Source organism: Vibrio sp. JCM 18905 (genome assembly GCF_055393305.1).
Window position 1 is genome coordinate 804,781 of sequence record NZ_AP043880.1, and the last position, 22,385, is coordinate 827,165.

Annotated in this window: 18 protein-coding genes and 2 tRNA genes; 17 read left to right on the forward strand and 3 right to left on the reverse strand. The window is 45.3% G+C overall.

Going from position 1 to position 22,385, the window contains the following annotated elements; genetic code table 11:
* Positions 1-63 precede the first annotated feature (63 nt).
* The 17 genes from rlmE to ACZ5ZC_RS20510 all read left to right on the forward strand — a co-directional run bounded on the left by rlmE (position 64) and on the right by ACZ5ZC_RS20510 (position 18,142).
* On the forward strand, positions 64-693 hold the full coding sequence (rlmE, locus tag ACZ5ZC_RS20430) for a 23S rRNA (uridine(2552)-2'-O)-methyltransferase RlmE (protein WP_005388985.1): 630 nt from the start codon (positions 64-66) through the stop codon (positions 691-693).
* A 108-nt stretch (positions 694-801) separates the two neighbouring features.
* Positions 802-2,775 carry an ATP-dependent zinc metalloprotease FtsH gene (gene ftsH, locus ACZ5ZC_RS20435; RefSeq protein ID WP_041852890.1) on the forward strand — a complete coding sequence of 658 codons (1,974 nt, stop codon included), beginning with the start codon at positions 802-804 and terminating at the stop codon, positions 2,773-2,775.
* A gap of 52 nt (positions 2,776-2,827) precedes the next feature.
* Positions 2,828-3,658, forward strand: coding sequence for a dihydropteroate synthase (folP, locus tag ACZ5ZC_RS20440; RefSeq protein ID WP_054867204.1), 831 nt, complete (start codon positions 2,828-2,830; stop codon positions 3,656-3,658).
* A gap of 19 nt (positions 3,659-3,677) precedes the next feature.
* The gene (gene glmM, locus ACZ5ZC_RS20445; protein WP_005394663.1) at positions 3,678-5,018 is read left to right on the forward strand and encodes a phosphoglucosamine mutase; all 1,341 of its coding nucleotides are present in this window, start codon (positions 3,678-3,680) and stop codon (positions 5,016-5,018) included.
* A gap of 221 nt (positions 5,019-5,239) precedes the next feature.
* On the forward strand, positions 5,240-5,578 hold the full coding sequence (secG, locus tag ACZ5ZC_RS20450) for a preprotein translocase subunit SecG (RefSeq protein ID WP_258683728.1): 339 nt from the start codon (positions 5,240-5,242) through the stop codon (positions 5,576-5,578).
* Positions 5,579-5,594: 16 nt separating this feature from the next.
* Positions 5,595-5,678 (forward strand) — tRNA-Leu (locus ACZ5ZC_RS20455).
* A gap of 56 nt (positions 5,679-5,734) precedes the next feature.
* Positions 5,735-5,811 (forward strand) — tRNA-Met (locus ACZ5ZC_RS20460).
* A 225-nt stretch (positions 5,812-6,036) separates the two neighbouring features.
* Positions 6,037-6,492, forward strand: coding sequence for a ribosome maturation factor RimP (gene rimP, locus ACZ5ZC_RS20465; RefSeq protein WP_054867133.1), 456 nt, complete (start codon positions 6,037-6,039; stop codon positions 6,490-6,492).
* A 36-nt stretch (positions 6,493-6,528) separates the two neighbouring features.
* Complete coding sequence (nusA, locus tag ACZ5ZC_RS20470) at positions 6,529-8,016, forward strand: transcription termination factor NusA (protein ID WP_464932237.1); 1,488 nt, start codon at positions 6,529-6,531, stop codon at positions 8,014-8,016.
* A 22-nt stretch (positions 8,017-8,038) separates the two neighbouring features.
* Positions 8,039-10,747: a translation initiation factor IF-2 gene (infB, locus tag ACZ5ZC_RS20475; RefSeq protein WP_012841448.1), complete on the forward strand. Its 2,709-nt coding sequence runs from the start codon at positions 8,039-8,041 to the stop codon at positions 10,745-10,747.
* A 114-nt stretch (positions 10,748-10,861) separates the two neighbouring features.
* Positions 10,862-11,257 carry a 30S ribosome-binding factor RbfA gene (rbfA, locus tag ACZ5ZC_RS20480; protein ID WP_005394657.1) on the forward strand — a complete coding sequence of 132 codons (396 nt, stop codon included), beginning with the start codon at positions 10,862-10,864 and terminating at the stop codon, positions 11,255-11,257.
* Complete coding sequence (gene truB, locus ACZ5ZC_RS20485) at positions 11,257-12,210, forward strand: tRNA pseudouridine(55) synthase TruB (protein WP_005394656.1); 954 nt, start codon at positions 11,257-11,259, stop codon at positions 12,208-12,210. Before rbfA ends, truB begins: the two co-directional genes overlap by 1 nt.
* 141 nt (positions 12,211-12,351) lie before the next feature.
* Positions 12,352-12,621: a 30S ribosomal protein S15 gene (gene rpsO, locus ACZ5ZC_RS20490; RefSeq protein ID WP_005380094.1), complete on the forward strand. Its 270-nt coding sequence runs from the start codon at positions 12,352-12,354 to the stop codon at positions 12,619-12,621.
* Between the two features lie 291 nt (positions 12,622-12,912).
* The gene (gene pnp, locus ACZ5ZC_RS20495; protein WP_005394655.1) at positions 12,913-15,048 is read left to right on the forward strand and encodes a polyribonucleotide nucleotidyltransferase; all 2,136 of its coding nucleotides are present in this window, start codon (positions 12,913-12,915) and stop codon (positions 15,046-15,048) included.
* Between the two features lie 179 nt (positions 15,049-15,227).
* Positions 15,228-16,148 (forward strand): lipoprotein NlpI, encoded by a 921-nt coding sequence (gene nlpI / locus ACZ5ZC_RS20500; protein WP_012841449.1) that lies wholly within the window; start codon positions 15,228-15,230, stop codon positions 16,146-16,148.
* Between the two features lie 100 nt (positions 16,149-16,248).
* Positions 16,249-16,671, forward strand: a complete 423-nt coding sequence (locus ACZ5ZC_RS20505) for a MarR family winged helix-turn-helix transcriptional regulator (protein ID WP_005394653.1) — start codon at positions 16,249-16,251, stop codon at positions 16,669-16,671.
* A gap of 124 nt (positions 16,672-16,795) precedes the next feature.
* Positions 16,796-18,142: an MATE family efflux transporter gene (locus ACZ5ZC_RS20510; RefSeq protein WP_258506907.1), complete on the forward strand. Its 1,347-nt coding sequence runs from the start codon at positions 16,796-16,798 to the stop codon at positions 18,140-18,142.
* A gap of 52 nt (positions 18,143-18,194) precedes the next feature.
* Here the strand turns inward: ACZ5ZC_RS20510 and ACZ5ZC_RS20515 are convergent, their stop codons facing one another.
* From ACZ5ZC_RS20515 to ACZ5ZC_RS20525, 3 genes are all read right to left on the reverse strand, one after another.
* Positions 18,195-19,073, reverse strand: coding sequence for a U32 family peptidase (locus ACZ5ZC_RS20515; RefSeq protein ID WP_046875128.1), 879 nt, complete (start codon positions 19,071-19,073; stop codon positions 18,195-18,197).
* Between the two features lie 20 nt (positions 19,074-19,093).
* The gene (ubiU, locus tag ACZ5ZC_RS20520; protein ID WP_464932238.1) at positions 19,094-20,107 is read right to left on the reverse strand and encodes a ubiquinone anaerobic biosynthesis protein UbiU; all 1,014 of its coding nucleotides are present in this window, start codon (positions 20,105-20,107) and stop codon (positions 19,094-19,096) included.
* 133 nt (positions 20,108-20,240) lie between these two features.
* Entirely contained in the window at positions 20,241-22,280 is a 2,040-nt protein-coding gene (locus tag ACZ5ZC_RS20525) for a sensor domain-containing protein (protein ID WP_047008947.1), read from the reverse strand.
* Positions 22,281-22,385 lie beyond the last annotated feature (105 nt).

Consider the following 22,385-nt stretch of genomic DNA (forward strand, 5'->3'; position numbering starts at 1 on the left):
TATTGAGTAATAGGTAGCGCTTATTAAAACAATAGCTCCAATTTGCGCCTTGTTGGGATTAAAATGAGTAAACAAAAACATTCGGCTAGTTCTGGTCGTTGGTTGAAAGAACACTTTGATGATAAATACGCGAATGAGGCTCGTAAAAAAGGCTATCGCTCACGTGCTTATTTCAAGATCGATGAGATTCAAACGAAAGATAAATTGTTAAAGCCTGGGATGACAGTCGTCGATTTGGGTGCGGCACCGGGCGGGTGGTCTCAATATGCTGCTAAGATAGTAGGAGACAGTGGTCAGATCATTGCGTGTGATTTGCTTCCTATGGACCCGATTGCAGGTGTCAGCTTTTTACAAGGCGACTTTCGCGATGATGCAGTATTGGAAGCTTTGCTAGAAAGAATCCAACCTTCAATGGTAGACGTAGTAATGTCTGACATGGCACCTAATATTGCGGGAAATAACTCTGTTGACCAACCTCGTGCTATGTATTTAGTTGAATTGGCTTTAGATATGTGTCGACAAGTTCTAGCGCCTAATGGTAGCTTTGTCGTAAAGGTTTTCCAGGGGGAAGGCTTCGATCAGTATGTGAAAGAAGTCCGAGACATGTTTAAAGCCGTAAAAATTAGAAAACCAGACTCATCGCGAGCTCGCTCTCGAGAAGTCTTTGTTGTAGCCACTGGTTACAAAGGTTAACCATTTTGCTCTCTTGAGAGCGTGTTAACACTATAGCTACAGTGAATGAACTGTAGTACCCTACCTTTAATTACAATTAGTTATCGAGAGGCTTACACCTTGAGTGACATGGCAAAAAATTTAATTCTGTGGCTTGTTATCGCCGTCGTATTGATGTCGGTATTCCAGAGCTTTGGCCCTGGAGAAAGCAATGGCAGAACCGTGGATTACACCACGTTTGTACAGGAAGTTGGCCAAGGCCAGATTCAAGAAGCAACTTTTAAAGACGGTGAAATTAGCTTTGTTCGTCGTGGCGGCGGTGCCAAAATGGTCACTTACATGCCAGTGTATGACCAAAAGCTTCTAGATGACCTAATTAACCAAAACGTGAAAGTACAGGGCACGCCTCCAGAAGAGCAAAGCTTGCTTGGTACTATTTTCATTTCTTGGTTCCCAATGATCTTACTGATTGGTGTATGGATTTTCTTCATGCGTCAAATGCAAGGCGGCGGCGGTAAAGGCGCTATGTCTTTTGGTAAGAGCAAAGCTCGAATGATGAGCGAAGAACAAATCAAGACAACTTTTGCTGACGTCGCTGGTTGTGACGAAGCAAAAGAAGACGTGAAAGAGCTGGTGGACTACTTGCGTGATCCAAGCCGCTTCCAAAAACTGGGCGGTAAGATTCCTACTGGTGTGTTAATGGTTGGTCCTCCTGGTACTGGTAAAACGCTTTTAGCGAAAGCCATTGCTGGTGAAGCGAAAGTACCGTTTTTTACCATCTCGGGTTCAGATTTCGTAGAAATGTTCGTGGGTGTCGGTGCATCTCGTGTACGTGACATGTTCGAACAAGCTAAGAAAGCAGCGCCTTGTATTATCTTCATCGATGAAATCGATGCGGTAGGTCGTCAGCGTGGTGCTGGTGTTGGTGGTGGTCACGATGAACGTGAGCAAACACTAAACCAAATGCTAGTAGAGATGGATGGTTTCGAAGGTAACGAAGGTATCATCGTAATCGCTGCAACTAACCGTCCAGACGTTCTTGACCCAGCGTTGCTACGTCCTGGTCGTTTTGACCGCCAAGTAGTGGTTGGATTGCCAGATGTACGTGGTCGTGAGCAGATTCTAAAAGTACACATGCGTAAAGTCCCTCTAGCAGGTGACGTAGAGCCTTCTCTAATCGCTCGTGGTACACCAGGCTTCTCTGGTGCTGATTTAGCAAACCTAGTCAACGAAGCGGCACTATTTGCTGCGCGTGGTAACAAGCGTAACGTTTCTATGGTTGAATTCGAATTAGCGAAAGACAAAATCATGATGGGTGCCGAGCGCCGTTCAATGGTGATGTCTGAAGAGACAAAAGAGTCAACGGCTTATCACGAAGCGGGTCACGCAATTGTTGGTCGTTTAGTACCTGAGCACGATCCAGTGTACAAAGTATCGATCATTCCACGCGGTCGCGCGTTGGGTGTGACTATGTACCTACCGGAGCAAGACCGTGTCAGCATGTCTCGCCAGCATCTAGAGTCTATGATCTCTAGCTTGTACGGTGGTCGTCTAGCGGAAGAACTCATCTACGGTGCTGATAAAGTCTCAACAGGCGCGTCAAACGATATTGAACGTGCAACTGATATTGCTCGTAAGATGGTTACTCAATGGGGTTTCTCTGAAAAGCTTGGTCCTCTACTGTATGCAGAAGATGAAGGTGAGGTGTTCCTTGGTCGTAGCGTGACTCAGACTAAGCATGTATCTGACGATACGGCGAAGCTGATTGATGATGAAGTTCGTCAAATCATTGACCGCAACTATGACCGTGCGAAGAAGATTCTTCAAGAAAACATGGATATCATGCATGCGATGAAAGATGCGCTGATGAAGTATGAAACCATTGATGCTCGTCAAATTGATGATTTAATGGAGCGCAAAGCTGAAATTCGTGAGCCTGCGGGTTGGAGTGATAACTCAACTAGCAAACCTGAAGACAGCGAGAAGCCTCAAGCAAAGCCAGAAGTTAAAGAAGAAGCAACGGACGCTGCGAAAGATGCAGAAAAGTCTAGCTCTCCAGAAGCGACTTCTAGCGAAGCGCCTGAAAAGAAAGACTCTGAATAAAGAGTGTTGATAATAATAAACCCCGAGTTATCTCGGGGTTTTTGTGTTTATGATGATGATTACAGCAAATAACAAATCTTTAGATCTTTCCCGTCCACATGTTATGGCCATTCTAAATGTGACTCCGGATTCCTTTTCGGATGGTGGTAAATACAACTCGATTGAACTCGCCCTTGCTCAAGTTGATAAAATGATAAAGGCTGGTGTAAGCATTGTTGATGTTGGTGGGGAGTCGACAAGGCCTGGCGCGCCAGATGTGTCTTTAGAAGAAGAACTTCGACGTGTTGTCCCAGTAATCAAGGCCATTCGTGAAAAGTACGATGTGTGGATTTCGGTCGATACCAGTAAAGCGGAAGTTATGCGTCAAGCTATTGATGCTGGTGCAGATTTGATCAATGACATTCGATCTTTGCAAGAACCTGGTGCTCTCGAAGTCGCAGCAGAAGCAAAGCTTCCAATTTGTCTGATGCATATGAAAGGTCAACCTAGAACCATGCAAGTTGCACCTCATTATGATGATGTGATGAGCGACGTATCTGCCTTTCTAGAAGAACGTATCGCGGCATGTGAAGCAGCAGGGATTGATAAATCTCAACTGATTCTCGATCCTGGATTTGGCTTTGGCAAAACGATAGAACACAATTATCATATGCTCGTTCATCTTGAAAAGTTTCATGAATTCGGCCTGCCAATTTTGGCTGGCATGTCTCGTAAATCAATGATTTTTAAATTGTTGGATAAGCCTGCGGCTGAATGTACAAATGCGAGTGTCGTTTGCGCTACGATTGCAGCAATGAAAGGCGCGCAGATCATTCGTGTGCATGACTTTGAAGAGACAATCGAAGCAATGAAAGTTGTTGAGATGACGAAAAACAATATTTAAAAATAATAAAGGAAAGTTTATGTCGAATAAAAGACGTTACTTTGGTACTGACGGTGTGCGCGGTAAAGTAGGACAATACCCAATCACTCCGGACTTCGTACTTAAGCTTGGCTGGGCTGCTGGTCGTGTACTAGCAAAACAAGGCACAAAGAAAGTTATTATAGGTAAAGATACGCGTATCTCCGGTTATATGCTCGAATCTGCATTAGAAGCAGGCCTTGCTGCAGCGGGACTTAAAGCAACATTTACTGGTCCAATGCCAACCCCAGCAGTGGCATATTTAACTCAAACTTTCCGCGCAGAGGCGGGGATTGTGATTTCTGCATCGCATAACCCATATTACGACAACGGCATTAAATTCTTTTCTTCTGAAGGTACTAAGCTACCTGACGATATCGAGTTGGCGATTGAAGCTGAGCTGGATAAAGACATTGAATGTGTTGAGTCTGCAGAACTTGGTAAAGCCACTCGTCTAAATGACGCTGCAGGCCGTTACATCGAATTCTGTAAGAGTACTTTCCCATCTGAATTGAGTCTTGCAAACTTTAAAATCGTGGTAGATTGTGCGCACGGTGCAACGTACCACATTGCTCCAAATGTCTTCAAAGAGCTTGGCGCAGAAGTTATTGCAATGGGCGTAGAGCCTAACGGCATCAACATTAATGAAGAAGTGGGCGCAACAGATGTTCGTGCGCTTCAAAAGCGTGTCGTTGAAGAGCAAGCGCACCTTGGTTTAGCATTTGATGGTGATGGTGACCGTATCATTATGGTCGACCACCTTGGCAACAAAGTCGATGGCGACCAAATTGCTTACATTATTGCTCGTGATGCTCTTCGTCGTGGCGAGCTAAAGGGTGGTGTAGTTGGTACGTTGATGACTAACTTGGGCATGGAAAATGGCTTAAAGCAGCTAGGTATTCCATTCGTTCGTGCCGCTGTTGGTGACCGTTATGTCATGGAACAACTGCTAGAAAAAGGCTGGAAAATTGGTGCTGAAAACTCAGGCCATGTGATCTTATTAGATAAAGTCACCACGGGCGATGCGATTGTTGCAGCACTGCAAGTGCTTGCTTCTGTAGTTGGCAGCGATATGTCTTTGCATGAGCTATCGCAAGGCATGACGTTGTATCCTCAGGTTCTAGAAAATGTCCGCTTTGCAGGGGAAAGTAATCCTCTTGAAGCTCAAGCAGTACTAAACGCCGTCGCCGAAGTAGAAGCGACGCTGGGTGATAAAGGACGTGTATTGCTGCGTAAATCTGGCACAGAGCCTTTGATTCGCGTTATGGTGGAAGGTGAGGATGGCGAGCTAGTTCAAAGCTCTGCATTGAAAATTGCCGAAGCTGTAAAAGCAAGTTGTTAATCATTGCGTTAAAGTGTGCAGTGTATGAAAAGGGCATCTTTTGCCCTTTTTTTGAGCGCTTAGCGCATTGGCATTGATTTTTTACTAATTTTCCCTTGTCAGCGTTACCGGCTTTCGCTAGTATTGCTCCGCCTCCCGTTAGGAGGTCGCTAGCCTTGTTCAATTATGATTTATTCTCTTGAACGGCGCTGGCTCAACAATTTGGAACATAGGTGGAAAAAATGTTTTCAGTTCTACTTGTGATTTACCTGTTGGCAGCGCTTGGTGTGATTGGCCTTGTGTTGATTCAACAAGGTAAAGGCGCAGATATGGGAGCCTCGTTCGGTGCTGGTGCTTCAAACACAGTGTTTGGTGCTGGCGGCTCAGGTAATTTCTTAACCCGAACAACTGCTATTTTAGCAACCGTATTCTTTATCGTTAGCTTGTTGCTTGGTCGTATGTCTACGCACCAGACTGAATCACAATGGGTAGACCCAACATTAGGTCAACCAGTTGTTGAACAAGTTAAGGATGCAGCGAGTGAAGTTCCAGCCCCTACGGGTGATGAAATTCCTCAATAAGCTGTAAGGTTTTGATGCCGAGATGGTGAAATTGGTAGACACGCTAGCATGAGGTGCTAGTGCCTTAGGTGTGAGGGTTCGAGTCCCTCTCTCGGCACCATGTATTTACAAACTTGTAAATCACTTGTTTGCGAGTATAATGCTCAGCAAGTCGGACGCGGGGTGGAGCAGCTTGGTAGCTCGTCGGGCTCATAACCCGAAGGTCGTCGGTTCAAATCCGGCCCCCGCAACCAATCTCTTTCTTTAAGAAGAAATCGTAGATTGGCAAGTTTGCGTAGTGCTAACCACACTACGAGTTAAGAGAAGCATTTGTTGGCTATTCTTAACGTATCAGGGTCCAGCAGCATAAAACCCCGACTATCGGGGTTTTTTGTTATCTGAGCTTTTTGAAATAGCTCAGAGACTGCTTGGTTTTTTGATTGGGCTCTGAGCCCTTTTTTTGTTTCTGGAGTGGTTAAATGACTGGTTTAGAAAGACAACTTACTGAAATGCTTGAAGCACCAGTAGAGGCATCAGGCTATGAGTTGGTTGGATTAGAATTCATTCGTGCAGGCGTGCACTCAACGTTACGCATCTACATTGACCATGAAAATGGTATTAACGTGGACGACTGTGCAGAAGTTAGCCACCAAGTTAGTGCGGTTTTAGACGTTGAAGATCCAATTTCTGTTGCTTACAGCCTAGAAGTGTCTTCTCCAGGTTTAGAAAGACCACTTTTTAAAGCAGCACATTACGAGCAATTTATTGGTCACGAGGTCAGCATCGTATTGAAAATGGCTGTAGCAAACCGTCGTAAGTGGAAAGGTATTATCCACGGCGTTGATGGCGAAACAGTGACAATTACTGTAGACGGTCAGCAAGAAGAGTTTGCTCTAAGTAACATTTCCAAAGCTAACCTGATCCCTAAATTTTAGTTCCCTAAAAAAGTTTAAGCTTAGAGGCTAAATACAATGAGTAAAGAAATTTTAGCGGTAGCAGAAGCGGTATCGAACGAAAAAGCGGTACCTCGTGAGCGTATCTTTGAAGCTCTTGAGATTGCTCTAGCAACTTCTACAAAGAAAAAATACGAAATCGAAATCGACGTACGTGTTGCCATTGACCGTAAAACTGGTGAGTTTGTGACTTACCGTCGTTGGTTAGTTGTTGATGATGTTGAGAACCCTACAAAAGAGATCTCACTAGAAGCAGCACAGTACGAAGATGACTCACTCGAGCTTGGCGACTACGTAGAAGACGAAATCGAATCAGTAACGTTTGACCGTATTACGACTCAAACGGCTAAGCAAGTTATCGTACAAAAAGTTCGTGAAGCTGAACGTGCACAAATCGTTGAGCAGTTCATCGACAATGAAGGTGATCTAATCACTGGCGTTGTGAAAAAAGTAAACCGCGACACAATCGTACTTGACCTTGGTAACAACGCTGAAGCGGTAATCCTACGTGATGACCAACTTCCTCGTGAAAACTTCCGTCCAGGCGACCGCGTTCGTGGTCTTCTTTACAAAGTCGCGCCAGAAGCACGTGGTTTCCAACTGTTCATCACTCGTTCTAAGCCTGAAATGCTGGCAGAACTATTCCGTGTTGAAGTGCCTGAAATCGCTGAAGATATTATCGAGTTGAAAGGCGCGGCACGTGATCCTGGTTCTCGCGCTAAGATCGCTGTCAAAACAAATGACAAACGTATCGACCCTGTAGGTGCGTGTGTTGGTATGCGTGGTGCACGTGTACAAGCTGTTTCTGGCGAACTTGGTGGTGAGCGTATCGATATTGTGCTTTGGGATGATAACCCAGCTCAATTCGTTATCAACGCAATGGCGCCAGCTGATGTTGCTTCTATCATCGTTGATGAGGATGCACACTCAATGGACATCGCAGTTGAAGCTGACAACCTAGCGCAAGCTATCGGTCGTAATGGTCAAAACGTGCGTCTAGCATCTCAACTAACAGGTTGGGAACTGAATGTTATGACAGTTGCTGATCTTCAGAAGAAACACGCTGAAGAATCACAAGCATCTATTGAAAACTTCATGAAGTACCTAGATATTGAAGAAGACTTCGCTCAACTTCTTGTTGAAGAAGGTTTCTCAACGCTAGAAGAAATCGCATACGTGCCAGTTAACGAGCTACTAGAAATCGATGGTTTGAATGAAGAACTAATCGAAGAGCTTCGTGGACGTGCAAAAGATGCACTAACGACGATCGCACTAGCACAAGAAGAGTCTTTTGAAGGTCTAGAACCGGCTGAAGATCTGCTTGCACTTGAAGGTCTTGAGCGTGAGATGGCATTTAAATTGGCAGCGAAAGGTGTAGCGACACTGGAAGATCTTGCTGACCAAGGTATTGACGATTTAGAAGGTATCGAAGGCCTGACCGAAGAACGTGCAGGTGAGCTAATTATGGCCGCACGTAACATCTGTTGGTTCGGCGAAGAAGCATAATTTTCGGCAAGGAGGAAGCGGCATGACACAATTAACAGTTAAAGCACTGAGTGATGAGATTGGTACGCCAGTCGACCGCTTGATTGAACAACTTGCTGACGCTGGCATTAAAAAGGCGAGCTCTGACAATGTTACTGATGAAGAGAAGCAGAAGCTTCTCTCTCATTTAAAGAAAGAACACGGTGATAAATCAGGTGATTCAGAGCCGACTCGCCTTACGCTTCAGCGTAAAACTCGTAGTACACTTAGTGTGAACGCGGGTGGTGGCAAGAGTAAGAATGTTCAGGTTGAGGTGCGCAAAAAACGTACATACGTGAAGCGCAGCACAATTGAAGATGAAGCGAAACGTGAAGCTGAAGAAGCAGCACAACGTGAAGCAGAAGAAGCAGCAAAACGTGCAGCAGAAGAAGCTGCAAAACGTGAAGCTGAAGAAGCTGCAAAACGTGAAGCTGAAGAAGCTGCAAAACGTGAAGCGGAAGAAAAAGCGAAACGTGAAGCTGAAGAAAAAGCGAAGCGAGACGTAGATACGAATGCACAACGTAATGCTGAAGAAAAAGCAAAGCGTGATGCTGAAGAGAAAATTAAGCAAGAAGCAGCGCGAAAAGAGGCCGACGAGCTTAAACGTCGTCAGGAAGAAGAAGCTAAGCGTAAGGCTGAAGAGGAAAGTCAGCGCAAGCTTGAAGAAGCTCGCGAATTGGCTGAAAAGAATAAAGAGCGTTGGTCTGCTGCAGAAGAGAAAAAGGGTGATATGGAAGATACAGATTACCATGTAACGACTTCACAATACGCACGTGAAGCCGAAGATGAAGCAGATCGCAAAGTAGAGAGCGGTCGTCGTAAGAAGAAAAAAGCTTCAGGTAAAGACGACCAAGCTCGCGGTGGCCGTAACAACCAACGTGGCGGTAGAGGTCGTAAAGGCAAACTTGCTAAACCGACTTCAATGCAGCATGGCTTTGATAAGTCAGCAACGGTTGCTAAGCAAGACGTTGTAATTGGCGAAACGATCGTTCTATCAGAACTTGCTAACAAGATGTCGGTTAAAGCGACAGAAGTTATCAAAGTAATGATGAAGATGGGCGCTATGGCGACTATCAACCAAGTGATCGACCAAGAAACAGCACAACTTGTTGCTGAAGAAATGGGCCATAAAGTAGTTCTTCGTAAAGAGAACGAACTGGAAGAAGCGGTACTATCTGACCGTGACACTAACGCGGAAGCAGTTCCACGTGCTCCAGTTGTTACTATCATGGGTCACGTTGACCACGGTAAAACGTCAACACTTGACTACATCCGTCGCACACACGTTGCTTCTGGCGAAGCGGGTGGTATTACTCAGCACATTGGTGCGTACCACGTTGAAACAGACAACGGCATGATCACGTTCCTTGATACTCCTGGACACGCAGCGTTTACTGCAATGCGTGCTCGTGGTGCTCAAGCGACAGATATCGTTGTTCTTGTAGTTGCAGCAGACGATGGCGTAATGCCACAAACAGTAGAAGCGATTCAGCACGCGAAAGCGGCAGGCGTTCCTCTAATTGTGGCTGTGAACAAGATCGATAAAGAAGACGCGAACCCAGATAACGTTAAGAACGAGCTTGCTCAATACGACGTTATTCCTGAAGAGTGGGGCGGTGAGAACATGTTCGTTCACATCTCTGCTAAACAGGGTACAAACATCGATGGTCTTCTAGAAGCAATCCTTCTTCAGTCTGAAGTTCTTGAACTTACAGCTGTAGCTGAAGGCATGGCATCTGGTGTTGTTGTTGAATCTCGCCTAGATAAAGGTCGTGGTCCAGTTGCAACAGTACTTGTTCAATCAGGTACACTAAACAAAGGCGACATCGTTCTTTGTGGCCAAGAATACGGCCGTGTTCGTGCAATGCGTGATGAGCTAGGTAAAGAAATTACTTCGGCTGGCCCATCTATCCCTGTAGAGATTCTAGGTCTTTCAGGTGTACCATCTTCAGGTGATGAAGCAACAGTAGTTCGTGACGAGCGTAAAGCGCGTGAAGTAGCTAACTACCGTGCTGGTAAGTTCCGTGAAGTGAAACTTGCTCGTCAGCAGAAATCTAAACTAGAGAACATGTTCTCTAACATGACTGCTGGTGAAGTTGCTGAACTTAACGTTGTACTTAAAGCAGACGTTCAAGGTTCTGTAGAAGCAATCGCAGACTCACTAGTTAAGCTATCTACTGACGAAGTTAAAGTGAACATCGTTGGTTCTGGTGTTGGTGGTATTACGGAAACTGACGTAGTACTAGCGGAAGCTTCAAACGCAATCATCCTTGGCTTTAACGTTCGTGCAGATGCTTCTGCTCGCCGTGCTGTAGAAGCCGCAGCTGTTGACTTACGTTACTACTCAATCATTTACCAATTGATTGACGAAGTTAAACAAGCAATGGGCGGTATGCTTGCTCCAGAATTCAAGCAAGAGATCATTGGTCTTGCTGAAGTTCGTGACGTGTTTAAGTCACCGAAACTGGGCGCTATCGCTGGTTGTATGGTTACAGAAGGTGTGATCAAGCGTAACAACCCAATCCGTGTACTACGTGATAACGTTGTTATTTACGAAGGTGAACTAGAGTCACTACGTCGTTTCAAAGATGACGTTCAAGAAGTTAAGAATGGCTACGAATGTGGTATCGGCGTTAAGAACTACAATGATGTTCGCGTTGGTGACCAAATCGAAGTCTTCGAAATCGTTGAAATTAAACGTACTCTAGACTAATTGACTAAAATTACTAATATTGTCTTTGAAAGATAAGTAGTAATTGGTTGTTGAATACACCATGGGGGGCTGGCTTTGACCAACCCCCCATTCTTTCTATATAAGAGTAAAGATATGTCAAAAGAATTTAGCCGCACGCAGCGCGTTGCACAGCAGCTGCAAAAAGAACTAGCGATGATCCTTCAACGTGAAGTTCGTGACTCACGCCTTGGCATGGTAACGATCTCAGACGTAGAAGTTTCTCGTGACCTTGCTTACGCAAAAGTATTTGTAACCTTCCTATGTGTGGGTGAGCAAACACCAGAATCATGTCTAGCTGCACTACGTGAGCACGAAGTGCACATTCGCATGATGTTAGGTAAGCGCATTCGCCTGCGTCTAACACCAGAAATCCGCTTCCATTATGACAATACGCTTGTTGAAGGTATGCGTATGTCTAACCTAGTGTCTGAAGTGGTAAGCTCAGACAAGAAAAAGCAAAAAGACTCTGGTCGTGAGGACGAAGAATAATGGCTCGTCGTCGTAAAGGTCGTCCAATTAATGGCGTTATACTGTTGGACAAACCAACAGGCATCTCTTCCAATGATGCACTGCAAAAAGTAAAGCGAATCTACTTTGCTGAGAAAGCAGGCCACACTGGTGCCTTGGACCCATTAGCGACAGGCATGCTGCCAATTTGCTTGGGTGAAGCGACGAAGTTTTCTCAGTTTCTTCTAGATTCTGATAAACGCTACCGTGTGATTGCAAAGCTTGGTGAACGTACCAACACGTCTGACTCGGATGGTGAAGTCGTAGAGACACGTCCAATCGATGTTACGTTAGACAAGCTAGAAGCGTGCATTGAGAAGTTCCGTGGCGAATCTGATCAAGTACCTTCCATGTTTTCAGCGTTGAAATATCAAGGGAAACCCTTGTATGAATACGCTCGCAAAGGCATCGAAGTTCCGCGTGAATCTCGTAAGATCACGGTATACGAGATTGTTCTTCACCGTTTTGAAGGCGATGAAGTCGAGATGGAAGTTCATTGCTCAAAAGGCACCTACATTCGTACCATCGTGGATGACCTAGGCGAAATGTTAGGTTGTGGTGCGCACGTAACTATGCTTCGACGCACTGGTGTTGCGAAATACCCTTACGAGAAGATGGTGACACTTGAGCAACTGAATGAGTTACTAGAGCAAGCACACCGTGAAGAACGCGCTCCTCGAGAACTACTGGACCCATTGCTGTTACCAATGGATACAGCGGTAGAAGACTTACCAGAAGTCAACTTAGTGCCTGAACTGGCGGATATGGTTCAGCATGGGCAACCTGTTCAAGTATTTGGTGCGCCTACCGAAGGCTCACTTCGCCTTACCATGGGTGAAGAGCGTTTGTTTATTGGCGTTGGCGAAATGAACGAAGATGGCAAAATCGCTCCTAAGCGATTGGTTGTGTTCCGAGATGACGTCGCATCCAAGTAAATGATTGAAAATACCGACCTGAGTGTCGGTATTTTTATATTGCACGAGATAGGAAATTTCCCTATAATCCGCGCTTCGCGTAGCGGCTGAATCAGAGATTGGCTGCTACAACTTTAAACCTACTCTTATTAGGAGAGAATTATGTCTCTGAATGCAGAAACTAAAGCAGCAATCGTTGCAGAATACGCACAAGGCGAAGGCGACACTGGTTCACCAGAAGTTCAAGTAGCTCTACTTACAGCTTCTATCAACCACCTACAAGGTCACTTCAAAGCGCACAAAGGCGATCACCACAGCCGTCGTGGTCTTCTACGCATGGTTTCTCGTCGTCGTAAGCTTCTAGATTACCTAAAAGGTAAAAACCTAGCTCGCTACCAAGACCTAATCAAACGTCTAGGCCTACGTCGCTAATCAGCGACTGCATAGCAGTTTGTCTAAAAAGGGGCTTTATGCCCCTTTTTTGTTGCCTAAATTTAGCCAAATTAGACTTATGCCGTTATAATACTGGCGGCTAAACCTCGTAAGAGGTTTTCTCAAAGCTCATAGCATTACAGTCAACCACGTCGACCAAAAGGTCGCGACTATTCAAAAGGAATTTCCGAGTTTCTTTTTACTAGTCGCGATTCGTAATGCCTTGAGTGTCAATTAACACGTCTAAGATTTCTTTAAGCACTAAAGGAAGATTAGAAACAAGGAATAACAATGTTCGAAAAACCAGTTGTTAAAACGTTCCAGTACGGTAACCACACAGTTACTTTAGAAACTGGCGTTATTGCACGTCAAGCTACAGCAGCAGTTATGGTCACAATGGATGATACGTCTGTATTCGTATCTGTTGTAGGTAAAAAAGAAGCCGTTGCAGGTCAAGACTTCTTCCCACTAACGGTTAACTACCAAGAGCGTACTTACGCTGCGGGTAAAATCCCAGGCGGCTTCTTCAAGCGTGAAGGTCGTCCTTCTGAAGGCGAAACGCTAACAGCTCGTCTAATCGACCGTCCAATCCGTCCGCTATTCCCAGACGCGTTTAAAAACGAAGTTCAGGTTATCGCGACAGTAATGTCTGTAAACCCAGATGTTCAGCCAGATATCGTTACAATGATCGGTACTTCTGCTGCTCTTGCTATCTCTGGCATTCCATTCAACGGCCCTATCGGTGCGGCGCGTGTTGGTCATATCGATGGTCAGCTTGTACTTAACCCTAGCCAAACTGAACTAGAAACTTCTAAGCTTGATCTTGTTGTTGCTGGTACAGAATCAGCCGTACTGATGGTTGAATCAGAAGCGGACAACCTAACTGAAGAAGAAATGCTAGCAGCGGTTGTTTACGGTCATGATCAACAACAAGTTGCTATCAAAGCTATCAACGAATTCAAAGCAGAAGTAGCAACTCCTGCTTGGGATTGGGTTGCTCCTGAAGAAAACACAGCGCTTAAAGATAAGATTGCTGAGCTAGCAGAAGCGAAGCTTGTTGAGGCTTACAAAATCACTGAGAAGATGGCTCGTTACGACCGTATCAATGAGATCGCTGCGGAAGTAAATGAAGTTCTTCTTGCTGAAGATCCTGAAGCGGATACAAAAGAAATCCACACTATCTTCCATGATCTAGAGAAAACAGTTGTACGTCGTAGCATCATCGCGGGTAACCCTCGTATTGATGGCCGTGAAAAAGACATGGTTCGTGCACTAGATGTACGCACTGGTGTTCTTCCTCGCACACACGGTAGCGCGCTATTCACTCGTGGTGAAACTCAGGCTATCGTGACGGCAACTCTAGGTACTCAGCGTGATGCTCAAATCATTGATGAGCTAACCGGCGAGCGTAAAGATCACTTCCTACTGCACTACAACTTCCCTCCATACTGTGTAGGTGAGACTGGTTTTGTAGGTTCTCCTAAGCGTCGTGAAATCGGCCACGGTAAACTGGCTAAACGTGGTATCGCAGCAGTAATGCCATCAGTAGATGAGTTCCCATACACAGTACGTGTTGTATCGGAAATCACTGAATCTAACGGTTCATCTTCAATGGCTTCTGTATGTGGTACGTCTCTTGCGCTTATGGACGCAGGTGTGCCAATCAAGTCTTCTGTTGCGGGTATCGCAATGGGTCTTGTTAAAGAAGGCGACGACTTCGTTGTTCTTTCTGACATCCTTGGTGACGAAGACCATCTAGGTGATATGGACTTTAAAGTAGCGGGTACTAACACTGGTATCACTGCTCTTCAAATGGACATCAAGATCGAAGGCATCACTAAAGAAATCATGCAAATTGCGCTTAACCAAGCTCAAGGCGCACGTAAGCACATCCTATCTGTAATGGATGAAGCAATCTCTGGTGCTCGTGAAGACATCTCTGAATTTGCTCCTCGTATTCATACAATGAAGATCAGCGCAGAGAAGATCAAAGACGTTATCGGTAAAGGTGGTGCAGTTATCCGTGCTCTAACTGAAGAGACTGGTACAACTATCGAAATCGAAGACGACGGTACTATCAAGATTGCTGCAACTGAAGGCACTGCTGCGAAAGAAGCTATCCGCCGTATCGAAGAGATCACTGCTGAAGTTGAAGTTGGCCGTATCTACACGGGTAAAGTTGCACGTCTAGCTGACTTCGGTGCATTCGTAACGGTTCTTCCAGGCAAAGATGGTCTTGTACACATTTCTCAAATCGCAGAAAAACGTGTTGAGAAAGTGTCTGACTACCTAGCTGAAGGCCAAGAAGTTCAAGTTAAAGTTCTTGAAATCGACCGCCAAGGCCGTGTACGTCTAAGCATGAAAGAAGCGGTAGAAAAGCCAGCTGAAGAAGCTGCTGCTGAAGCACCAGCTGCGAAAGACGAGTAAGACAAAATGAGACTTTCAGCCTTTTATTAGATTAAGGGCCTGAAAGCATGTTATAAAAGGGGAGCATTTTCGCTCCCCTTTTTTTGGTTTATTTCGACGCATTAACCTCAAACGAGGTTATCGCCTATATTGCATTAAGAGAAATAAATTTTGAGCGGTCCAAACAGGAGTATCAATTAGTGAAATGGTTTCAAACCGCAAGTTTATGTGTTGCTATCGCGCTGACCGGTTGTGCAAATACTTCTCAGCAATCAGCACAAAAGTGGCTATATCCACCGATGGCGGTGCCACTTCAGCCTAGCGTTCAACAAGAAGTACAAATCGCGCGTTTATCGCAGTTGCTACAACGTCCTGATCTCAGTGATGAAGTACGCGCTAAAATGCATTATGAGCGCGGTAGCTACTACGATAGCGTTGGTTTGCGTGATCTTGCCCGTTTGGACTTTAACCAGTCTTTGCAGTTGAATCCTGCTCAACCGGATATCTTCAATCTTTTGGGGGTGTATTTCACCCAAGTGGGGGAGTTTGACGCGGCTTATGAAGCGTTTGATTCGACCATAGAGTTGGCTCCGGATAATACCTATGCTGAGCGCAACCGTGCGATTGCACTGTATTATGGTGGCCGAATCGATCTCGCTTTAGAAGATATGACCAAGCACTATCAAGAAATGCCAACGGATCCTTTTCGTTCATTATGGCTGTACATCATCGAAGCTGAGCAAAATCCAGAGCAAGCAAAAGCTAATCTTCAACAGCGTTATTTACGAGATCGTAGTGAAGAGTGGGGATGGGTTCTTGTTGCCATCATGCTACGAGACGTCTCGGACGAAGACGCTCTTAAAGCCATTATGGATGGAACGAGAGAGAACTATCGCCTAGCTGAACGATTAACGGAAACGTATTTCTACCTTGGAAAGCGTAATCAGCTTGAAGGTGACATCGCAAGTGCCATCTCACTTTATAAGCTCGCGATTTCGTTCAACGTTTATGATTATGTTGAGCATCGGTATTCCTTCTTGGAGCTGGCACAAATCTACGATCAATTACAGCAAGACAGATTAGCCAAGCTAAAGGCTGCTAAGAAGCAGGAAATTGAATGATTTAGAGCCGCTCGATGAGAGCGGCTTTTTTTTATGATTGAACTTGATGAGTGACTCATTTAAAATAGTTAGCCTTGCTAACTAAGTGGTGGTGGCTTTTATGGCACTAGAAGAAAGCTTGATTGATTTAGAGCGTTTTTGCGCCAAAGCTTGGCGTGTTTATGCCAAAGAAGATCCGTTATCACATCTAAGCTTTAATGAGTTCGATTATTTACGTGTGATTCAGGTTTACCCTGAGGGTGTACGAATAACCGATCTTGCAGAAGAGTTGCAAGTGACTAAGCCTTCCGCATCGACAATGGTTGTTCGTTTGGAAAAAAAGGGTTTGGTGAAACGCATCGCATGTAATGAGGATGCCCGTGCTAAGCGTGTATTGCTGACAGAAGAAGTCGCAGAAAAAATGTCTTTGGAGCAGGTGGTTTACAAAGATATCTCTGAACAAATGATGCAACAATTAAATCAGCAAGAAGCTGAGCAGTTACAAGCTTTACTGAATAAAGCATTGAGCAATAAGTCATTTTAAATTAAACCAAAGGCCTCCGCTGTACGCATTAGTCTTTGGTGTTTCATTTTTCTTTTATTTAATTCAACCATTTAGTTAGTCTTGCTAATTAAATGGTTAGCTTTGCTAACTACTGGTGGCAGTCATGCAAAACTCAATTTATAGACAGTTTTGGAAATATACGATTCCAACCGTCGCAGCAATGCTCGTGAATGGTTTATATCAAATAGTTGATGGCATTTTTATTGGCCGTTATGTTGGTGCTGACGGATTAGCAGGGATCAATGTTGCGTGGCCGATCATCGGTTCTATCCTTGGTATAGGGATGATGATTGGGGTGGGGACTGGTGCGCTAACGTCGATTAAGCAAGGAGAAAACGATCATGAGGGCGCGAAGCGTATTTTAACGACCGGATTGGGGTTGTTGGCGATATTGATGCCGGTCGTTGCTACCATATTGTTCTATTTTTCAGATGAATTTATTCGCTGGCAGGGGGCGGAAGGGCGAGTGTTTGAACTCGCGCTGCAATATCTGCATATTCTGATTGTCGCGTGCGTATTTACGCTAGGCTCTATCGCGGTTCCATTTCTTTTACGCAATGACGACAGCCCGAACTTAGCAACGATGCTGATGGTCATCGGTGCCGTCATTAATATTGTATTAGACTACGTATTTATTGCTTGGTTGGGGTGGGAGTTAACCGGAGCGGCCATTGCTACAGCGCTGGCACAATTGGTGGTAACCGGGCTTGGTATTGGTTACTTCTTTACTTCAAAAGCGACCTTACGCCTTCGAATCAGTGACTTTAAGGTTCGAGTTGATGTTGCACCAAAGATTATAATGATCGGTACATCTAGCTTCTTTATGTACGCGTACGGCTCTGTGATGGTGGCAATGCATAACGCATTATTTGCTCAGTACGGAAGTGCAATGTTGATCGGGGCGTATGCTATTTTGGGATATATCGTGACGGTTTACTATCTGATTGCAGAGGGAATCGCGAACGGTATGCAACCTCTAGTGAGTTTCAATCACGGGGCGCGCAACCAGGCGAACGTCAGAAAATTACTGCAAGTCGCAATGGGGACATCTGTGCTTGGTGGTGTGGCGTTTGTTGGTTTGATGAACCTTTTCCCGTACGAGTTGGTCTCGGTGTTTAACAATGCTGATCAACAGTTGATTGATAGCACGGTGATCGGGATTCGTTTACACATGTTTGCGTTGTTTCTAGATGGCTTTTTAGTCGTGGCGGCTGCGTACTACCAATCGGTAAACAAAGGCAGCAAAGCCATGTTTGTGACACTCGGCAACATGTTGGTTCAACTACCGTTTTTGTTCGTTATGCCGAAACTGTTTGGCGTGACAGGCATTTGGCTGGCTTTCCCATTGTCCAATATTGCGCTGAGTTTAGTCGTGGTCAGTATGTTGTGGCGGGATGTGAAAAAGCTGCTAAACGAAGCTTCGGCTGAGCCAACAGTGCAAGCCTGTTAATAATGGCTGATAGAGAAAAGCGAGGTTGGGCCTCGCTTTTCTTTTTGGGGAGCTAAATGTTTTTTACTTCTAAGCCAGCTAGCTGATGCCAATAGCCATTGCATTGGCGGCTTTCGAGTTTTTCAGGGTTGTCGCCGTGCTCGTTTGAGCGAAAATGCTCTAACTCAGAAAGTGTACTCACACCGAGAGGGCTTAATCGGACCACATCAACCAGCCCTTGCATGCTTGGTAAGTCATTGATCAGGTTATAACAATACCCTGATTGTGTTTGAATACCGTTAAGGTTAAAGACTTCTTGCCCTTCTTGGCTACTGACCTGGATTCCTGTTGGGTATTTGATACAGCAGGTTTCGCAATCGTCTTTCGCTCGGTTTTCAGCTCGGGCTGTGAAACAGCGAGCGGAATACGCTAAAGGTAAATAACCGTGGCTAAATACCTCAACTTCAAACTTGTTACGAATACCAAGCTCGTCACACTGAACTAAAGTATCGTTTAACCATTCGCGAGAGAGCTCGACAGGCATACACCAGCGAACCATACCTTGCTTCAAAAATAAGTTGAGCGTGTGTGCGTTATAAGTATTGATTGCAGGACCAACGACGAAAGGCACTTTATGCTCTGATGCTAATTGAACCGCCGATACGTCATTAGCCTCAATGGCGAAGTCACCGTTATTGATGTACTTCTTCATGATGTTTACTTCACTCGGTGCTTCCAGTAGCGCCATCGTAGAGATAACGACTTGCTTGCCAGAGGCAGATAAGTCTTTGGCGATTTCCAACCAGTGAGCTGGTTTCATTTCTCTGCGTTTAGAGCAAACCGATTCACCCAGGTAAATAATGTCTGCAGAGCTTTGTTTTGCTTGTTGGTAGAAGGCTTCTACATCTTGTTTTGGCCAAAAATAGAGTAGTGGGCCAAGTGCGTATTTCATTGAGTTATCCATCTTAACCTCTACTGCCATTTACGGTGGTAAGCACCTAGGGTGGTTTGCGTTCCTTCCGACACATTTGCGAGCGTCGCATCCCATGCGGCTTCAACTTGGTAAGCTTCTGGGTTGGCTTGGTAGCGATCAATCGCGGCTCGCCATGTTCGAGTGACTTGCTCTACGTAAGCTGGGCTGCGTTGGCGCCCTTCAATTTTTACAGACGCGACATTAGCGGCAAATAGTTCTGGCAGCATCGAAAGGGTGTTCAAACTGGTTGGCTCTTCCAGAGCATGATAGCGTTTTTTCTCACCATCAATTTCTGTTTCAAAACGACCTTTACAGAGCGTAGGGTAGCCTGCGTTTTCTCCTGCGCAGTAGCGGTCAATTAGGATATTATTTAGACGAGACTCAAGACCTTGTTCAGTTTCTTGCCAACGAACGTATTTGGCAGGAGAACAGGCACCCACAGTGTTTGGGGACTCACCCGTCATGTATGATGACAAATAACAACGGCCTTCGGACATAATACAAAGGCTACCAAAAGCAAAGACTTCTAATTCGACATCGCTAGTGATGTTGCGCGAAAGCTGTTTCACCTGATGAATCGATAAGACGCGAGGTAGTACCACACGTTTTACGTTGAAGTTTTGTTTATAAAAATCAATGGCTGCGACGTTAGTCGCTGATGCTTGCACTGAAAGGTGTAGTTCCAGATCGGGATATTTGCGAGATGCATACTCCAGCACTGCAATGTCTGCAACAATCAGCGCGTCCACACCCAGTGCCGCTGCATTGTCTACCGCGTTCGTCCAGCGCTCAAAGCCATTGGGATGAGCGAAGGTATTCAACGCGACATGAATTTTTTTGTCGCGGTCGTGAACGTATTGCACCGCTTTTTCTAACTTTTTGCCGTTAAAGTTGAGGCCAGCAAAGTGACGGGCGTTGGTATCATCTTTGAAGCCAATGTAGACGGCATCGGCACCGCAATCAATCGCAGTTTTTAACGCAGGCAGGTTACCCGCGGGACACAAGAGTTCCATATGCTCACAATCATTGAGAATAAAAAGGTGTCCGCATTTTATGAAGAATTATGAATAGCGAAATTGACCTAAGTTAGGTTTAGCTTAATAAAGTCGATATTTACCCCTTGAGAGTAAGGGTATCGAGTCGGGGTTAGTTCTTGTGACGACGATTCTGGACAAACAGCTCTTCAATTTCATGTTTTGGCTGTGGGCGATAAAAATGGAATCCTTGAATCGCATTACATTGAAGGTTAGAGAGCAAAGTAGCTTGCTGGTGGGTTTCCACCCCCTCGGCAACGACCGTCAAGTCGAGTGACTTACCCAGATTAATGATGTTTTCAATCACAGTGACCTGTTTGGGTAGCGTGTCGATATCGTTAATAAACGCACGGTCGATTTTCAGCTCGTCGATAGGGAAGCGCGCTAAGTAGGAAAGGGAAGAGTAACCGGTACCAAAGTCATCGATAGAGAGGGCGAAGCCCAGTTTCTTAATCGCATTCAGCATTTGCAGTGTATGTTCGCTATCACTCATCACGGCACTTTCGGTTAGCTCGAAGGTAATACAGCTTGGATCAAGCTCGGTAGTGCGAAGCAACTTTTCCATAAAGTCGATCAGCTGTGGATTACCAAATTGCTCGGGAGAGAGGTTGATAGCGACACGACCTGGCAGTATGCCTTGTTGTTTCCAACGTTTTACCGTATTGAAAACATCACGCATCACGACGCGTCCAAGGTGTTCGATTAACCCTGCACGCTCGGCGACAGGAATGAATGAACCTGGGCTAATGTAACCTTCGACAGGGTGTTTCCAACGAACGAGCGCTTCGGCACCGTTAATGCTGAAGTCACGCGCGTTAACCTTTGGTTGATACCACACTTCTAAACCGTTCTGCTGCAATGCTTTTTGCAGTTCGATTTCAAGCCACAAACGCATGCGCGCTTCTTTGTTCATCTGGTCGTTAAATTTGATCAGGCGATTTCGGCCACGATCTTTGGCTTCATACATCGCAGTATCGGCATTTTGTAGCAGGATTCGCGCATCTTGCCCGTCTTCAGGGTAACGAACGCTACCAATTGAGCACGCAAGGCGTTTACTGAAGTGGTGCAAGTCGAAAGGCTGGTTGATCAACGAGATAATGCGATCTGACAAAATTTCAGCCATGCGGGTATTTTCTGGTTCTGGCAGAATGACGCCAAACTCATCGCCGCCCAAATGGCCAATAATCGCTTGGTTTGGGAGTAATCGTTTAAGGCGGGCCGATACCTCTTGAATCACTTTATCGCCAATGTGGTGACCAAGTGAATCATTAATGTTTTTGAAGTTATCGATATCCAAATAGAACACCAGAAGCGGCGTTTGCTTTTTGATCAGCTGTTCCAAACGTTTGGTAAAACCAAAGCGGTTGTACAGTTTGGTGAGCGAATCAATATGTATGTCTTCATTCGATGCAGAAGACAAATTCTTAGGTGTATCGTCAGCGTCTTGGATCAAGATGATTTGAGACTCGCTGCCTAATATCGCCGTGGAATCAGCGTGTAACTGAACTTTTCGTTCAAAGCCACATCTCGCGCTGGTTAAGCAAACAAAAGGCTTGTCAGAAATTAATGTACTCAAACGATGACTAAACACTTTCTTGCTGTTTTCATCGATGAATAAACGGCTGAGCTCTTCGCCTAGCAACTCATGGGGAGAGTTCAGTCCCAGAAGGCGTGCTGATGCAGGGTTGGCAGAGATGATAATGTCATCTTCGATAAGCAGCAGACCGTCAGGCAGTAGTTGTGTCAATTTCGCAAATTTACTTTCGGACTCCTCTAAGGAGCGTACGAGGATCTGCTTTTCTGAAGTATCCACGGCGTGAAAAACGACAAAGCGAATTTCGTTACCTTCAAAAACCGGTGACAGACTAAAGTGCAGGCTGGTTTCAAGGTCGGTTTCATCGAGGGTGATTTCGGCTTCGACATGCGTTCCTTTGAATGCACGCTGATAGTAGGGCGCCAGCTTTTTATAAAACTGCTCGCCCAGTACCTGGCAATCGTTTAAGCCGATGATTTCCTCATGACTTAAACCTGCGATATCGCAGTAACGGTCACTTACCATTCGATAATTGTGTTTTTTATCAAGAATGGCAAAGAAGAAAGGGCTATTTGAGGTTAGCGTGGCAAACCAATGTTTTAATTGCTGGGAAGGCATTAGGGTATTACCGATCTCCAATGAGCCAGATTATTCGTCCGTGTATAAAAAGCGACACCCTGATAAGCCTGCGGCGGTCTACTATCAAGTCACAGTATCGCTTGC

What these genes read in the sequence shown, in the direction of transcription:
- rimP (WP_054867133.1), top strand. Translation starts at nt 6,037, where the DNA reads ATGACTGGTTTAGAAAGACAACTTACTGAAATGCTTGAAGCACCAGTA.
- infB (WP_012841448.1), top strand. Translation starts at nt 8,039, where the DNA reads ATGACACAATTAACAGTTAAAGCACTGAGTGATGAGATTGGTACGCCA.
- ACZ5ZC_RS20510 (WP_258506907.1), top strand. Translation starts at nt 16,796, where the DNA reads ATGCAAAACTCAATTTATAGACAGTTTTGGAAATATACGATTCCAACC.
- rpsO (WP_005380094.1), top strand. Translation starts at nt 12,352, where the DNA reads ATGTCTCTGAATGCAGAAACTAAAGCAGCAATCGTTGCAGAATACGCA.
- ftsH (WP_041852890.1), top strand. Translation starts at nt 802, where the DNA reads ATGGCAAAAAATTTAATTCTGTGGCTTGTTATCGCCGTCGTATTGATG.
- ACZ5ZC_RS20515 (WP_046875128.1), bottom strand. Translation starts at nt 19,073, where the DNA reads ATGAAATACGCACTTGGCCCACTACTCTATTTTTGGCCAAAACAAGAT.
- pnp (WP_005394655.1), top strand. Translation starts at nt 12,913, where the DNA reads ATGTTCGAAAAACCAGTTGTTAAAACGTTCCAGTACGGTAACCACACA.
- ubiU (WP_464932238.1), bottom strand. Translation starts at nt 20,107, where the DNA reads ATGGAACTCTTGTGTCCCGCGGGTAACCTGCCTGCGTTAAAAACTGCG.
- secG (WP_258683728.1), top strand. Translation starts at nt 5,240, where the DNA reads ATGTTTTCAGTTCTACTTGTGATTTACCTGTTGGCAGCGCTTGGTGTG.
- rbfA (WP_005394657.1), top strand. Translation starts at nt 10,862, where the DNA reads ATGTCAAAAGAATTTAGCCGCACGCAGCGCGTTGCACAGCAGCTGCAA.
- nusA (WP_464932237.1), top strand. Translation starts at nt 6,529, where the DNA reads ATGAGTAAAGAAATTTTAGCGGTAGCAGAAGCGGTATCGAACGAAAAA.
- folP (WP_054867204.1), top strand. Translation starts at nt 2,828, where the DNA reads ATGATGATTACAGCAAATAACAAATCTTTAGATCTTTCCCGTCCACAT.
- ACZ5ZC_RS20525 (WP_047008947.1), bottom strand. Translation starts at nt 22,280, where the DNA reads ATGCCTTCCCAGCAATTAAAACATTGGTTTGCCACGCTAACCTCAAAT.
- glmM (WP_005394663.1), top strand. Translation starts at nt 3,678, where the DNA reads ATGTCGAATAAAAGACGTTACTTTGGTACTGACGGTGTGCGCGGTAAA.
- ACZ5ZC_RS20505 (WP_005394653.1), top strand. Translation starts at nt 16,249, where the DNA reads ATGGCACTAGAAGAAAGCTTGATTGATTTAGAGCGTTTTTGCGCCAAA.
- rlmE (WP_005388985.1), top strand. Translation starts at nt 64, where the DNA reads ATGAGTAAACAAAAACATTCGGCTAGTTCTGGTCGTTGGTTGAAAGAA.
- truB (WP_005394656.1), top strand. Translation starts at nt 11,257, where the DNA reads ATGGCTCGTCGTCGTAAAGGTCGTCCAATTAATGGCGTTATACTGTTG.